The 14195-nt window shown below is 66.2% G+C and carries 13 protein-coding genes; 5 read left to right on the top strand and 8 right to left on the bottom strand.

Going from position 1 to position 14195, the window contains the following annotated elements:
- Window positions 1-71: 71 nt before the first annotated feature.
- A complete protein-coding gene (gene cobW, locus U8330_RS07735; protein WP_323104597.1) occupies window positions 72-1151 on the bottom strand; it encodes a cobalamin biosynthesis protein CobW in 1080 nt (359 codons plus the stop codon).
- Window positions 1152-1154: 3 nt separating this feature from the next.
- A complete protein-coding gene (cobU, locus tag U8330_RS07730; RefSeq protein WP_323104596.1) occupies window positions 1155-1679 on the bottom strand; it encodes a bifunctional adenosylcobinamide kinase/adenosylcobinamide-phosphate guanylyltransferase in 525 nt (174 codons plus the stop codon).
- A gap of 674 nt (window positions 1680-2353) precedes the next feature.
- Between cobU and U8330_RS07725 the strand changes: the two genes are divergently transcribed.
- Window positions 2354-4174 carry a chloride channel protein gene (locus tag U8330_RS07725; RefSeq protein ID WP_323104595.1) on the top strand — a complete coding sequence of 607 codons (1821 nt, stop codon included), beginning with the start codon at window positions 2354-2356 and terminating at the stop codon, window positions 4172-4174.
- A gap of 16 nt (window positions 4175-4190) precedes the next feature.
- On the opposite strand, the gene U8330_RS07720 is transcribed toward U8330_RS07725, so the two are convergent.
- A complete protein-coding gene (locus U8330_RS07720) occupies window positions 4191-5645 on the bottom strand; it encodes a cobyric acid synthase (protein WP_323104594.1) in 1455 nt (484 codons plus the stop codon).
- A gap of 378 nt (window positions 5646-6023) precedes the next feature.
- Between U8330_RS07720 and U8330_RS07715 the strand changes: the two genes are divergently transcribed.
- From U8330_RS07715 to U8330_RS07700, 4 genes are all read left to right on the top strand, one after another.
- Window positions 6024-7025, top strand: coding sequence for a glycine betaine ABC transporter substrate-binding protein (locus tag U8330_RS07715; RefSeq protein ID WP_323107225.1), 1002 nt, complete (start codon window positions 6024-6026; stop codon window positions 7023-7025).
- Window positions 7026-7116: 91 nt separating this feature from the next.
- Entirely contained in the window at window positions 7117-8463 is a 1347-nt protein-coding gene (locus tag U8330_RS07710) for an O-antigen ligase (protein WP_323104593.1), read from the top strand.
- Window positions 8464-8544: 81 nt separating this feature from the next.
- Complete coding sequence (bmt, locus tag U8330_RS07705; protein ID WP_323104592.1) at window positions 8545-9561, top strand: betaine--homocysteine S-methyltransferase; 1017 nt, start codon at window positions 8545-8547, stop codon at window positions 9559-9561.
- Between the two features lie 151 nt (window positions 9562-9712).
- Window positions 9713-10060, top strand: coding sequence for a hypothetical protein (locus U8330_RS07700; protein WP_323104591.1), 348 nt, complete (start codon window positions 9713-9715; stop codon window positions 10058-10060).
- A gap of 12 nt (window positions 10061-10072) precedes the next feature.
- On the opposite strand, the gene U8330_RS07695 is transcribed toward U8330_RS07700, so the two are convergent.
- The 5 genes from U8330_RS07695 to U8330_RS07675 form a co-directional block, all read right to left on the bottom strand.
- Window positions 10073-10870 carry a phosphodiester glycosidase family protein gene (locus U8330_RS07695; RefSeq protein WP_416236830.1) on the bottom strand — a complete coding sequence of 266 codons (798 nt, stop codon included), beginning with the start codon at window positions 10868-10870 and terminating at the stop codon, window positions 10073-10075.
- Window positions 10871-10896: 26 nt separating this feature from the next.
- Complete coding sequence (locus tag U8330_RS07690) at window positions 10897-11226, bottom strand: type II toxin-antitoxin system HicB family antitoxin (RefSeq protein ID WP_323104590.1); 330 nt, start codon at window positions 11224-11226, stop codon at window positions 10897-10899.
- Window positions 11223-11474: a type II toxin-antitoxin system HicA family toxin gene (locus tag U8330_RS07685; protein ID WP_323104589.1), complete on the bottom strand. Its 252-nt coding sequence runs from the start codon at window positions 11472-11474 to the stop codon at window positions 11223-11225. Before U8330_RS07685 ends, U8330_RS07690 begins: the two co-directional genes overlap by 4 nt.
- 75 nt (window positions 11475-11549) lie before the next feature.
- A complete protein-coding gene (locus tag U8330_RS07680; RefSeq protein ID WP_323104588.1) occupies window positions 11550-12227 on the bottom strand; it encodes a ferredoxin in 678 nt (225 codons plus the stop codon).
- Between the two features lie 107 nt (window positions 12228-12334).
- Window positions 12335-13906: a trimethylamine methyltransferase family protein gene (locus tag U8330_RS07675; protein ID WP_323104587.1), complete on the bottom strand. Its 1572-nt coding sequence runs from the start codon at window positions 13904-13906 to the stop codon at window positions 12335-12337.
- Window positions 13907-14195 lie beyond the last annotated feature (289 nt).

Below are 14195 nucleotides of genomic sequence, written 5' to 3'. Positions count from 1 at the left end.
TTGCGAGGCGGAAGCCTTGCTCCCGCTCTCAAGCACCCTTGCGCTGACGCCCCTCGCCCCCATGCGGATCGTCACGCCTTCGCCGATGCCGCTTCGGCGGCGACGCCGATGGCGGTGCGGACGGCCGCCTCATCCATTTCGGCGAGACCGATGACCACCAGCCGGGTGCCGCGCGGCTCGACGGGCGTCCAGGCGCGGTCGTAATGGGTGTCCACCCGGCTGCCGACGGCCTGGATCTGCAGCCGCATCGGCTTGGCCGGCACCTCGACGAACCCCTTCAGCCGCAGCACATCATGCTCGGCGATGACGTTCTTCAGCCGGGACACGAAGGCGGCGGGATCGGCGATGGCACCGAGGCTGACCACGAAGCTCGAAAACTCGTCATGGTCGTGCTCCTCGCCGGCCTCATGCTCCAGCTCGTGATGGGACTTGCGGTTGGCGATATCGGCTTCGGTGCCGACCCCGAGGCCAAGCAGGACCGAGGCCGGGACCGCGCCGTTGCGCGCCTCGATCATTGACGGCCGGCGGTTGCCGTGGGCGGTCACGGCCGCGCGCACGGCGGCAAGCCCGTCGGCATCGATCAGGTCGGTCTTGTTGAGGACGATCAGGTCGGCGGCGGTCAGCTGATCCTCGAAGAGCTCCTCGAGCGGGCTTTCATGGTCGAGCGCATCGTCCTCGGCCCGCAGCGCATCGACCTTGTCGTGATCATCGGCGAACCGGCCGGCCGCCACCGCCGCGCTGTCGACAACCGTGACCACGCCATCCACCGTCACCTGCGTGCGGATTTCCGGCCAGTTGAAGGCGTTGATCAGCGGCTGCGGCAAGGCAAGCCCGGATGTCTCGATGACGATATGGTCCGGCCTCCCCTCGCGCTCCAGGAGCTTCGTCATGGTGGGGATGAAGTCGTCGGCCACCGTGCAGCAGATGCAGCCATTGGTAAGCTCGATGATGTCGTCCTCGCTGCAGGCTTCAGCGCCGCAGCCTTTGAGAACCTCGCCATCGACGCCGAGATCACCGAACTCGTTGATGATCAGCGCAATACGGCGGCCACCGGCGTTTTCGAGAATGTTGCGGATCATCGTCGTCTTGCCGGCGCCGAGAAAGCCGGTGATGACGGTCGCCGGAATCTTGCCGTGCGAGGGGTGGGACATGGATCAACCTTTCATCTTGAGCGGCAGACCGGCCGCCACGAAATAGACGGTGCGGGCCCGAGCCGCGATCATCTGGTGAAGTCGCCCGGCATGGTCGCGGAACGCCCGGGCCATGGCGTTGTCCGGCACGATGCCGAGACCAACCTCATTGGACACGAAGACGAGCATGCTGCGAAAACCCGGTAGGGCAGCGGCAAGGCGCGCGCTCTCGGCGTCGACATCGCGCTCCTCCAGCATGAGATTGGTGACCCACAGCGTCAGGCAATCGACGAGCACGACCGTGGCCGGATCATCGATCGCAGCAAGACGGCCGAGGAGATCGAGGGGTTCCTCATGCGTCGTCCAGCCTTCGCCGCGGCTTGAGCGGTGGCTGGCAATACGGGCCTGCATTTCGTCATCGAAGGCCCGGCCCGTCGCCAGATAGTGGCGCGCATGACCGCTGTCGCGCGCCAGGGTCTCGGCAAAGGCCGACTTGCCCGAGCGCGCGCCGCCCAGCACCAGGACAGTGCCGCCGGAAAGCCCGCTCACGGCATCGCCTGCCGGGCCATGATCGCCCCGTGCCCGAAAGAAGGGAGTTGCAGAAAGAAATGGAAGCCGGCGGCGCGCTCGCGCGTCCCGGAAAGATCACTGTTCGCCACGACAACCTCCGGTCAGGCACCTCTGTCCGGCATCGCCCTAAGGACAATGCGCTGTGGCTGGCAGGTCTCCTGGCTCACGGGTGGAGGCGGGGAACAGGAGACCGAGCTCCCATTCCCCGCCAGCAGGTTCACCTCGCCTTCCCGGCGCCTGATGGTTCTGCGAAGAGGTGGACGATTCGTAGAAGAAGAGGCGTCCGACCCCGGTTGATCGCAAAACCGCGGCTCCAGTGGCTTTTCCGGCTCTGCCGCCTGCCGCACCGCCCGCGCCCCATGCGCCGGCATCTGCCGCTCGACGGCTGTCGAACCGGATGGCGAACCCTGACCGTTCTACAGTCGCGGGGTCGGCTGCGATAAGGATGCCCTGGCTGGGTCCATCCCGTCACATTCCCATGTCCGCCTTCTCCCTGCCGCCCGCATGCGGGACGATGAGGAGAAAACGTCCTCCCGACGCGTGCTCGGCGGCGGGAACCATCCATAAGAGATGGTTATGCTTTTGCCTGGATCAAGTCAATCGATGCCCTATCTCGACAGCGTGAGAGCGGCGACCGCCGGACCGCCGCGCAGATGAGGCCCGCACGCCGCATGCAGATCCGCCTGAAGCCCCTCCTTGCCCGTCTAGCGGCCGTGCCGCGCCGGGTGACGCGCCTGAGCGAACTGCGCCTCTTCGCGCGGCGCAGCGAGCTCGGCCTCGTCTTCGCCGGCATTGTTGTCGGGCTGACCTCCGGGCTGGCGGTCATTGCCATGAGCTTCGTGTCGCTGCAGCTGCACCGCACGATCTTCGGCATCGGCGAATATGAGCGGCTGAGCTCGTCCGATCTGAAGGGCGAGATCGCCACCTTCATCGCACCCATCGTCGGCGGCATCCTGCTCGGCCTGATCATGCTGATGCTGGCCTCCTGGCGAAAGAAGCCGATGCTCGATCCGATCGAGGCCAACGCCCTGCATGGCGGCCGGCTGTCTCTGACCGACAGCATTATCGTCGCGGTGCAGAACCTCGTCTCGAACGGCTTCGGTGCCTCCGTCGGTCTGGAAGCCGGCTATACGCAGCTTGCCTCCGGCATCGCCTCCAAGCTTGGGATCAAGCTGGAGCTTCGGCGTGGCGATCTTCGGATCCTGCTCGGCTGCGGCGCGGCGGGTGCCATCGCCGCCGCCTTCAACGCCCCCCTGACCGGCGCCTTCTACGCCTTCGAGCTGATCATCGGCACCTATACGATCGTGTCGCTGACACCTGTCGTCGTCTCCGCCCTCGTCGCGAACCTCGTGACCCGTCTCCTCTGGGGCGATTCTTTCACGATCGACATCGGCAGTTTCGGCGAGGTCGTGCCGGCCGATTACCTGCCGGCCATCGTCCTCGGCGCCCTTGCCGCCGGCGTCGGCATCCTGGTCATGAAAGGCGTCTCGCTGACCGAGGAGCTGGCGCGGCGCAGCGCGATCGCCGCCCCGCTGCGTCCGCCGATCGGCGGGCTGGTGGTCGGCGCGCTGGCCACGCTCTCGCCGCAGGTGCTTTCCGGCGGACACGGGGCGCTGCACCTCAACCTCAGCCACGACACGCCGGTCATGATGCTGGTGGCGCTCTTCGTCATGAAAGTCGTTGCGACGGCGGTGTCGATCGGCTCCGGCTTCCGCGGCGGGTTGTTCTTCGCCTCGCTGTTCATGGGCGCCCTGCTCGGGAAGCTCTACGCAAGCCTGATCGTTCTGATCGTCGGGCACGAGACGCTGACCCCGGTGATCTACGCGGTCGTCGGCATGAGCGCGCTTGCCGTGGCCATCATCGGCGGCCCCTTGACCATGACCTTCCTGGCGCTGGAGATCACCGGCGATTTTCCGATCACCGCCCTGGTGCTGGCGGCGGTGCTCACCTCCTCGCTCGTCGTGCGCACCACCTTCGGCTATTCCTTCGCCACCTGGCGCTTCCATCTGCGCGGGGAAAGCATCCGCAGCGCCCATGATGTCGGCTGGATCCGAAACCTGACCGTCGGAAGGATGATGCGGCCGGACGTGCGCACCATTTCCTCCAAGGCGACGCTGGCGGAGCTGAAGGCGGAGTTTCCGCTCGGATCGGCCCAACGGGCGATCGTGGTGGACGAGACCAACCGCTATGGCGGCGTCATCCTCGTTCCGGAAGTCTATGCCAGTCCGGTCGAGACGGGGCAGGACGACGCCGGCATCGGCCGGTTCATACGCAATGCGAACGACTTCCTGCAGCCGGCCATGAATGCCCGCCAGGCCGCCGCGCTCTTCGACAAGAGCGGCAGCGATGCGCTGGCGGTGGTGAACAATCTGATCGAGCGCCGCGTGGTCGGACTGTTAACCGAGAGCCATACGCTGCGTCGTTACAGCGAAGAACTCGACCGCCGCCGCCGCGAGGCCTCCGGCGAGATCTGAGCGAAGGGTGGGGACGTCAGGCGAGGAGCGCGTCGAGCCAGCGCGGATCGAGCAGGCGTGCGAGCTCGTCCGCGACCCCATCGAGCGCCGCATCGACCGAGCGGCGATAGTCGGTCGCTCCCCCTTCGATGCCGAAACCCGCGAGCAGGCTGCGGCGATAGGCATCGCTCGCAAACAGGCCATGCAGATAGGTGCCCATCACCGCCCCATCAGCGGAGACCGCGCCATCCGGCCGTCCGTCAATCTCGACCATGGGACGCAGGCAGTCGGTGCCCGATGTGCGGCCGAGATGGATCTCGTAGCCCTCCAGCGCCACATCGTGCTCAAGCGAGCGGGCGCGGCTGTTGCGCAAGACTTTCTCGGGCGCCATCACGGTGTCGATCTCAAGGAGGCCGAGCCCTTCGACCCGCCGCGGCGCACCTTCGATGCCGTCGGGATCATCGATGCTGCGACCGAGCATCTGGTAGCCGCCGCACAGGCCGATGATGCGGCCGCCGCGTCGGATATGCTGGGCGAGATCGCGATCCCAGCCTTCTGTACGCAAGGCCTCGAGATCGGTAATCGTCGATTTCGAGCCGGGAAGGATGACAAGCGAGGCATCGGCCGGCAGCCGCTCGCCGGACCGAACATAGACGAGCGAGACCATCGGCTCGGCTGCGAGCGGGTCGAGATCATCGAAATTGGCGATGCGCGGCAGAAGCGGGACGGCAATGGTGAGCGGCGCGTCCTGCCCGGAGGCAAGCTTTTCGAGCGCGACCGAATCTTCGGCCGGCAGGCGACCGGCCTGCTTCAGCCAGGGCACGACACCGAAGCAGGGCCAGCCGGTGAACCGGCCGATGGCGGCAATGCCGTCGTCGAACAGCGAGACATCGCCGCGGAACTTGTTGATGAGGTAACCGCTGACCATGGCCCGATCGTCGGGGTCGAGCACGGCATGGGTGCCGACCAGCGAGGCAATGACCCCGCCGCGGTCGATATCGCCGACGAGCACGACCGGCACCTGCGCCGCCCGGGCAAAACCCATATTGGCAATGTCGCCCGCCCGCAGATTGATCTCCGCCGGCGAGCCGGCGCCCTCGACGATCACGAGATCGCGCCCGGCCGAGACCTGTTCGAAACTTTGAAGAACCGCACCGAGCAGCTGCGGCTTCAGGGCCTGGTAATCGCGTCCGCGCGCGGCGCCGACCACGCGCCCCTGGACGACGACCTGGCTGCCGGTTTCCGACTGAGGCTTCAGGAGCACGGGATTCATGTGGACGGAGGGCGGCACGCGGGCTGCCAGCGATTGCAGCCACTGCGCCCGGCCGATCTCGCCGCCATCCGCTGTGACGGCAGCATTGTTCGACATGTTCTGCGGCTTGAACGGCGAAACGGCGAGGCCCCGGTTTGCGGCGAGTCGGCAAAGGCCTGCGACCAGCACGGTCTTGCCGACATCCGAACCCGTCCCCTGGAGCATGATCGCCTTGGTCATCGCCGCTCGTTAGCATTCGTGCCGCAGGGCGCCTAGGCCGATCTGCGACGCGGCGCGCGGAATGGCGACGTCCGGAAGCGGGTTCGATGGAAGAGGGAGGGCGCGGCAGGAGGTTGGGACGCAAAACAGGATCCAACCTCCGGGTCGGGTTCCCCCTGCCGCGGCACCTTCCTACTGCCCGTCAGGTTACCGGAGTGTTAGCACGAGCCGCACCAATCACGATTTCGGCATCTTTTTCGCGCCATCGATCAACCGCGCTTGCGCGTTCCGGATCGGCGGTTGCATTTGCGTGGCAAGCGTCTAGCTTGGCGGCAAGAGGATATGGTCGAGCTCGGGCTCCGCCGGCGTCCGGAGCGAAATGGGAGGCTGAGGGTGAAGATGAGGACGCTGCTGGCCGCCCTGTCACTCGCCTCCGGCCTGGCCGCCCTACCCTGCGTTGCGTCCGCCGCCTGCGGCGAGATCAGCATTGCCGAGATGAACTGGGCATCTGCGGGCATTGCCGCGCATCTGGACGCCTTCATCCTCGAAAAAGGCTATGGCTGCCGCGTGACGCTGGTGCCGGGCGATACCATCCCGACCTTCACCTCCATGACCGAGCTCGGCCAGCCCGACCTCGCGCCCGAACTCTGGGTCAATTCGGTGCGCAAGCCCCTGGCTGCAGCGCTCAAGGACGGCCGGTTGATCGAGGGCGCCAAGATCCTCAAGGACGGGGGCGTCGAGGGCTGGTGGATCCCGAAATATATCGCCGATGCCCATCCCGAGATCCGCACCGTCCAGGATGCGCTTGCCCATCCCGATCTCTTTCCGGACCCCGCCGATCAGAGCCACGGCGCTATCAACAATTGCCCGACCGGCTGGACCTGCCAGATCTCCACCGCCAACCTGTTCAAGGCGGTAAAGGCACAGGAGCACGGTTTCCATCTGGTCGAGGCCGCCTCCTCCGCCGGCCTGGAGGAAGGGATCGCCGCGGCCTTCGAGAATAAGGTCGGCTGGCTCGGCTATTACTGGGCACCGGCACCGAGCCTCGGCCGCTTCGACATGGTCAAGCTCAGCTTCGGCACCGGGCATGACCGCCTCGAATGGGAGCGCTGCACCAGCGTGCCGGATTGCCCGGACCCGCAGGTCAACGGCTATCCGGTGTCCGACGTCTATACCCTCGCCACATCCGATTTCGCCGATAAGGCCGCAGAAACGCTCGGCTATATCAAGGCGCGCTCCTGGGACAACACGACCGTCAACGGCTTGCTCGCCTGGATGGACGAGAGCAAGGCGACCACGGCAGACGCCGCCCGCCATGTGCTGACCACGCAGCCGGACCTGTGGACCCCCTGGGTCTCGCCCGAGGCCGCAGAGAAGATCAAGGCCGCGCTGGCCGAATAGGCCGGCGCACGCGCCTTTCACCTCGCCTTAACGCCGACTTGCCATTCTGCCGCCGGTCTCCCGCGCTCTGCGGCGGGGGCAGCAACCGGGCGTGCGCAGCACCATGTCGATCATCCCCTTCGCAAGCCTCCTCGACGAGGCTCCCGGGCAGGCCGGCGCCGCTTTCGTCGCCCGTGCCAAGCGGCCGCTCGCAGCCTTCCTGTCCGGCTTCGGCCTGTTCGTCATCCTGCTGACGCTGCAGCCCTTCCCGATCCTCGACACGGAGAGCGACATCTCGCTCGACACCGCCAACATCATCAACCAGGTCGGCTATCTCGGCCTCGGCGGCCTCTATCTCGGCGCCATGCTCGCGCTGTGCGACCGGCAGGTCCTGAAAACCCTGCTCTCGCCGAGCTGGGCCATCATTTTCGCCATCGCCTTCCTGTCCTGCCTGCAATCCTGGAACCCGGCTTCCGCGACGCGCGGCCTTATGCTCAGCCTCGTGGTGCTGATCCTGGTCGCCGCAGTTCTTGTCCTGCCACGCAGCGAACGCGACTTTGCGAATGCCAGCGCCAACGCCGTCCTTCTCCTGCTCGTCATCGACTATATCGCCCTCGTCGTTGCCCCCTCCCGCTCCATCCACCTCAATGTCGGTCTCGAGGCCACGCATGCCGGCTACTGGAAGGGGCATCTGATGCACAAGAACATCAGTGCACCGGTCTTTTCCGTCCTGTCGATGTTCGGGATTTATGCCTATCGCGTCGGTCTGCGCTGGCGTGGCGCGGCCATTGCGGCGCTTGCCATCATTTTCGTGCTCAACACGGGATCAAAGACCACCATCGGTTTTCTGCCCGTCGCCGTGCTTCTTGTGGCCATCGGATCGGCAACGCGCCGGCCCTCGCTGATGATCCTCTGCCACGCTCTCTTCACGCTGATCATCTTCAGCCTCACGATCGGCACCACCTGGTTCGAAAGCTTCGACCGCTTCACCCAGGAGATCCTACCGGACCCCACCTTCACCGGCCGGTCGGACATCTGGCGCTTTGCCAGCGCCTCGATCCCGCAGCATTTCTGGGTGGGGCATGGCTATGCGAGCTTCTGGCTTTCGCCGGTCATTCAGGGGCTCGAGAAGGACTTCGAGGCCAATTGGGACGTGCGCGGCATCGTGTCGGGCCACAACTCCTATCTCGACGTCGTCCTCACCTTCGGCGTGCCCGGTGGGCTGATGATCATCACCCTCCTCTTCGTCAAGCCCTTTGCCGATTACCTGCGTGCCCTGAAGCAGGAGGTGAACCGGCCCTTCGCCGATTTCTGCATCATGGTCATCGTGTTCATGACCTATAACGGCATGATGGAGAGCTTCATCCTCAACCGCGCGGAACCCATGTGGCTGCAGACCGCCCTGGCGGTAACGGGCCTGATGTTGATGGCGAAGCTGCCCTTGCGCAGCCTGCCCTGAACGGCGTGCCACCGCGGGCCGCTCGGTTGCATTCAGCGGAAGCGTCTTTATATCTCAGCCAGCTTTCAAGGAGATGCCCCGATGACCGACCGCACCGATCCCCTGTCCCGCCTCCTGTCGGAAAAGGGCGTGCTGCTCGCCGATGGGGCAACCGGCACCTCGCTGTTTGCCATGGGCCTGGAAGCCGGTGAAGCGCCGGAACTGTGGAACGAGGCGCAGCCGGACAAGATCGTCAAGCTGCATCAGGACTTCGTCGATGCCGGCGCCGACATCATTCTTACCAATTCCTTCGGCGGCACGCGCCACCGGCTGAAACTGCATCAGGCCGAAGGCCGCGTGCAGGAGTTGAACCGCCTGGCCGCCGAGATCGCGCGTTCCGTTGCCGACAAGGCCGGGCGTCCGGTCATCGTCGCCGGCTCGGTCGGGCCGACCGGTGAGCTGCTGGTGCCGCTCGGCGCTCTGACCTATGAGGATGCGGTGGCGGCCTTTGCCGAGCAGATCGAGGGCTTGATGGCGGGCGGCGCCGACCTTGCCTGGATCGAAACCATGTCTTCGCCCGAGGAAATCCGTGCGGCGGCCGAAGCGGCAACCAAGGTCGGCCTCCCCTTTGTCTATACGGGCTCCTTCGACACGGCCGGCAAGACCATGATGGGCCTGCATCCGAAAGACATCCATGGTGTCGCGCGCGATATCGGCGCCGGGCCGGTTGCGGTCGGGGCCAATTGCGGCGTCGGCGCGTCCGACATCCTGTCCTCGCTGCTCGACATGACGGAGGCCGATCCGCAGGCGACCATCGTCGTCAAGGGCAATTGCGGCATCCCGGAATTCCGTGGCTCGGAGATCCATTATTCTGGCACCCCGCCGCTGATGGCCGACTATGCGCGGCTGGCGCGCGATGCTGGGGCGAAGATCATCGGCGGCTGCTGCGGCACGTCCTGCGATCATCTGGCCGCCATGCGCCAGGCGCTGGACAGCCACCAGCCGGGCCCGCGCCCGACGCTCGACACCATCGTGGAGCGGATCGGCCCGCTGCGCAACAAGACGGCCGGCGAAACCCCGACCGGCGCCCCGCGCGAACGCCGACGCCGCTCCACGTAAGACCCGCGGCAGACAATCCAGTTCGGCTTCAGCCTCGCATGGCATGAGAAGGGCGATCGGAAGATCGCCCGAGCCGGCGCGCCCCGCGCGCCGCCAGCGGCGCCCCTCTTCCCCCCTGATGCCGTCTGATGAGCCCTGAGGACCCGCCTTCATGACCAGCCATGCCACAGCCCGCACCACACGAGACACGATCGCCGAGAAGCTCACCGCACTGACCGAGGCCGACCGGGCGGAACTGCTCCGCCTCATGGACTTCGCCGAGGGCGACGATCTGCTGATCGATGGCGTCCAGCGCTATCTCGATCTCGCAACGGCGGCCAAGTTTCTCAACTCGATGAAGCTCGAGGAGCGCGGCTCCTGGATCGGCAGCCATGCGCCCGCCCGGCTGCAGATGCGGCTGACGGAAGCCGCACGCTCCAGCCAGCATCCCGCCTATCTCGCCTTTCGCGCCGGCCTGCAGAAATCCGGCGGCCTCGCCCGCGCCTTCCCCAAAGCCTGAGAACCGGGACGGCTACGGCGACGCCCCTTCCTCTGCCGCCGGGACGGCCGTGGCACTGCGCCACATCGGCTCGACCACGCCGATGATGGGGCCCATCGGGTACCGCGTGTCGAGGCGGCCGAGCGACGGCGCGTAGAGGCTGGAAATATGCCCGTCGAGGAACAGAGCGTTCGGGCAGTCGAGCTCGTCGCGAAACAGCGTCGCGAAATCATAAAACCGCACGGGCGCAAGCGAGATCGCCAGATAAACCTTTCCCTTCGTGTCGACGCCGATGCCGTTGCGAAGCTGCAGGCTGGTGCCCTCCGGCAGGAAGGCCGGATGCACTGCGCCGTCGATCACCAGCATCGGGCCCGACTGTGTCGCCTCGTCTGGCGCCACACCTGAAGCGACAAAGCGCCCCGTCTCCATCACCATCGCCCGCCCGTCCGCCAGCGCGAAGACGCCATTTGGCTTCAGGTAGAAGTTCCCCCAGCCCTCGCCCGTCGCCAGCGGGTGCTTCTCGATGCCGCCGGTGACAAGAAGCCCCACGGCCGAAAGATCCTCCTCATACATGCCGCCGTTCATCGCCATGACCAGCCGCATCTGATCGCGCCGAAGCGCATCGCGCAGCGCCACGAACCCCCCAAACGCCCGCCCGCCCTCATCCCCATGAAACACCCGCACCGCCGCCGGCTCCGCCAGGCAGACAATAAAGCCGATGCCTTGGTGGGACATCGTGGTGCAGGGCTGATCGGTGGCGTGCAAAGGGTGCGAGGCTGAGGTCATGAGGACGATGAGAACCAGAGCAAGAAGCCGGAGAAGATCGGCCAAGCGCGGCATCCGGACCGTGTCGCGCTTCACCGGATCGCCCGCTCAAGCGCCGCGGTGATCCACTTGTTGAGGCTGAGGCCGGAGCGACGGGCAGCGAGCGAAATCTCCTTGTGCAGCTTCGGCTCGGTGCGGACGAGGAATTGTCCCGAATAGGGCTTTTCGGGCTCCTCTCCCCTTTCTCGGCAGAATGCGAGATAGTCCTCGACCGAGTCTCGGAAGGCCGCCTTCAGTTCTGCTGCCGAATGCCCTTGGAACGTGATGACATCGCGAAGGTTGATGACCTCGCCGTGAAACAGATCAGATTCATCATCGAACTCGACGACCGCCTCGTAGCCCTTGTAGTACATCATCGTCATGGCTCGATCTCTGCTTCGAGAAGCAGCCGTCGCAACGACCGGACGGCGCCCTTGTCAAGTTCCTTTTGGGGATGCGGCCGATGGAAGACGGCACGCACCTCGTGCAGCACAATGCGCACGCGCGATCCATTGCCTTCCGTAAGCTCCGCTCCGCATGCCAGGAGCAGCGACTCGACGTCCCGCCAGGCGATGGTCGACGCGACAGGATCGCGAAAGATCGCCAGTCGATGTTTCCCGCTGAGCCTCACTGGTATCACCCTGCGATATCATAAACAAGGGCATCGGTTCGCGGGCTGGAGAGTGGAGGCTTCAGCCTCACCCCGTCAAGCGCTCATCGCCGCCATATGAAAGCGGAGCTGTTCCAGCGGATAGCGATGGTTGCGGCCGGTGGGGCAGGCGTTGCGGGCGTGGCATCCGTGGGATTGGCAGCCGGTTCGGCCCTGCGGGCTTGCCAGATGGGTGCGGCAGCGCGGGACGTCGAAGTGGCCGAGCGCGACGGCATGGGCCGGGCACTGGGTGAGACAGGGTTTATCGGCGCAGGTGGAGCAAGGATGCGGCGGTGGCGGCGGCGCCGGCTCGGGCCAGGGCGTCGAAAAGCCGAGGGCGGCGCGGTAGCTGTGCCAGAGGCCGAAGGTCGGATGGGCAAGAATGCCGAGCGGGGAGGCCTCAAGTCCCTCCGCGGCCCTCGCCCAGCGCTGGAACGGCTGGTAGGGCGGATCGGACGGATACCACGCCGTCGCGCTGAACTGTGCGGCGATCGGCCCGACGACCGCTTTCGACCAGCTATCCAGCGGATGATCGAGGAGGGGATGGTCCGCATGCCAGGCCGAGAACGCCGGCCAGAGAGAGCCCCCGGCCGGACCGACGAGCACCAGACCCACAGCCGGCGCGCCACTCGACAGCAGCGGCGCATCCTCGACAGCGGAGAAGGTCAAGCCACCCCTGAGCTGCAGCCCATGGCCACTCAGCGCTTCGGAAAGGGCCGCCACATCGATCGTCACTGCGGCAGCCGCCGTGCGGCAGTGTAGTGCGGGCGCCAGACCTCCTTCTGGATGAGATCGGCGATCCGCGCCGCGCCGCCTTGCTCCCTGGCGGCCTCGGGCTCGCTTCAGGTGAAGGCGTCGGGCATCGAATTCTTGCGGCTGTCGACAAAGGCCTTCAGCGCCTCGTCGATCGCCGGATCGAGCGGCGGCGCCTCGTAATGGTCGAGCCAGGAGCGCGCCAGCGCATTCGCCCGCTCCTCGATTCGCTTGGCGCCTTCGACCTCCCACTGTTCGAAGGAGTTGTTGTCGGCAAGCGCCGAGCGGTAGAAGGCGGTCTGGAAATTGGCCTGGGTGTGGGCGCAGCCGAGATAGTGGCTGCCGGGACCGACCTCGCGGATCGCCTCCAGCGCCTGGCCGTTCTCGGTCAGGTCCACGCCTTCCGCCATGCGCTGCATCATGCCGAGCTGGTCCTGGTCGATCATGAACTTCTCGTAGGACGAGACCAGCCCGCCCTCCAGCCAGCCTGCCGCGTGCAGCACGAAGTTTGTGCCGGCAAGCAGCGTCATGTTCAGTGTGTTGGCCGATTCATGCGCGGCCTGCGCATCCGGCACCTTGGAGGCACAGAGCGAGCCGCCGGTGCGGAACGGGAGACCGAGCCTGCGGGCGAGCTGCGCCGCACCATAGGAGACCAGTGAAGGCTCGGGCGTGCCGAAGGTCGGCGCGCCGGACTGCATGGAGATTGAAGCCGCGAAGGTGCCGAACAGCACCGGCGCGCCCTTGCGGATCAGCTGCGTCAGCGCCGCGCCGGCCAGCACCTCGGCGAGGATCTGCGTCAGCGTGCCGGCGACCGTCACCGGGCTCATGGCACCGGAGAGGATGAAGGGCGAGACGACGCAGGCCTGGTTGTGCCGTGCATAGACCTTCAGCGCGCCGAGCATGGTGCCGTCGAACACCATCGGCGAATTGGCGTTGATAAGATTGAGCGTCACGCAATTGTTTTCAACGAATTCGTCGCCAAAGACGATCTTCGCCATCGCGATCGTATCTTCGGCGCGTTCCGGCGCCGTGACCGAGCCCATGAAGGGTTTGTCGGAATAGCGCAGATGGCTGTAGACCATGTCGAGATGGCGCTTGTTCACCGGCACGTCGACCGGCTCGCAGACCGTGCCGCCGGAGGAATGCATCGAGGGCGCCATATAGGCGAGCTTCACGAAATTGCGGAAATCCTCGATCGTCGCATAGCGGCGCTCGCCGTTGAGGTCGCGCACGAAGGGCGGGCCGTAGACCGGCGCGAAGATGGTCGCCTTGCCGCCGACATGGCAGTTGCGCTCCGGATTGCGGGCATGCCAGGTGAATTCGCGCGGCGCGGTCTTCAAAAGCGCGCGGCAGAGCCCCTTCGGAAAATGCACGCGCTCGCCCCGCACATCCGCCCCTGCCGCCTTCCAGAGCGCCAGCGCTTCCTCGTCTTCCCGGAACTCGATGCCGATTTCCTCGAGAATCCGGTCGGCGTTCGCCTCGATCAGCGCCAGGCCTTCGTCGTCCAGCACTTCATATTCGCGAATGCGCCGGGTGATGTAGGGAAGGGACGGCCCTGCCCCGCCGCCGCTGCGCGAGGCGCGCCGGGCAGCGGCCCCGCGGCCCTCGCCACGCGAACGCCGGCCGCCACGGTCCTCCACCTGTCCGTCGAGTTCGCTCATCGCAGTGCCTCCTCCAGCCTTTTCCCGCCCGCGCCGCAGCGCATCGCTTCTGGCGCGCATGCTATCAAGGTCGGCGGTCGAAACCCGTCTCGCTGCGCCGGGAAATGGCGCAAGCCAGACAGGGCCTAGCCTCTTGCGGCGGCACTGTCCATGGCGAAGCGCGGCCTGTGCAGCGGGTCCTCCCCCGTCGCTTCCGCCGTTGCCCTTGTCGTTTTCCGACGCTGTTTTTGCGCGACAGGGGCGCTAGCCTTGGGGCATAGTCTCGGAGGATTCTCGAGCGAGGAGACGG

The sequence above is a fragment of the Rhizobium sp. CC-YZS058 genome, assembly GCF_034720595.1.
In the GTDB taxonomy this organism is placed as follows: domain Bacteria; phylum Pseudomonadota; class Alphaproteobacteria; order Rhizobiales; family Rhizobiaceae; genus Ferranicluibacter.
The sequence above is the reverse complement of the archived record's forward strand: the minus strand, read 5'-3'. Positions and strand labels throughout refer to the sequence as shown.

What these genes read in the sequence shown, in the direction of transcription:
- U8330_RS07715 (WP_323107225.1), top strand. Translation starts at nt 6,024, where the DNA reads ATGAGGACGCTGCTGGCCGCCCTGTCACTCGCCTCCGGCCTGGCCGCC.
- bmt (WP_323104592.1), top strand. Translation starts at nt 8,545, where the DNA reads ATGACCGACCGCACCGATCCCCTGTCCCGCCTCCTGTCGGAAAAGGGC.
- U8330_RS07675 (WP_323104587.1), bottom strand. Translation starts at nt 13,906, where the DNA reads ATGAGCGAACTCGACGGACAGGTGGAGGACCGTGGCGGCCGGCGTTCG.
- U8330_RS07690 (WP_323104590.1), bottom strand. Translation starts at nt 11,226, where the DNA reads ATGACGATGATGTACTACAAGGGCTACGAGGCGGTCGTCGAGTTCGAT.
- cobW (WP_323104597.1), bottom strand. Translation starts at nt 1,151, where the DNA reads ATGTCCCACCCCTCGCACGGCAAGATTCCGGCGACCGTCATCACCGGC.
- U8330_RS07700 (WP_323104591.1), top strand. Translation starts at nt 9,713, where the DNA reads ATGACCAGCCATGCCACAGCCCGCACCACACGAGACACGATCGCCGAG.
- U8330_RS07725 (WP_323104595.1), top strand. Translation starts at nt 2,354, where the DNA reads ATGAGGCCCGCACGCCGCATGCAGATCCGCCTGAAGCCCCTCCTTGCC.
- U8330_RS07720 (WP_323104594.1), bottom strand. Translation starts at nt 5,645, where the DNA reads ATGACCAAGGCGATCATGCTCCAGGGGACGGGTTCGGATGTCGGCAAG.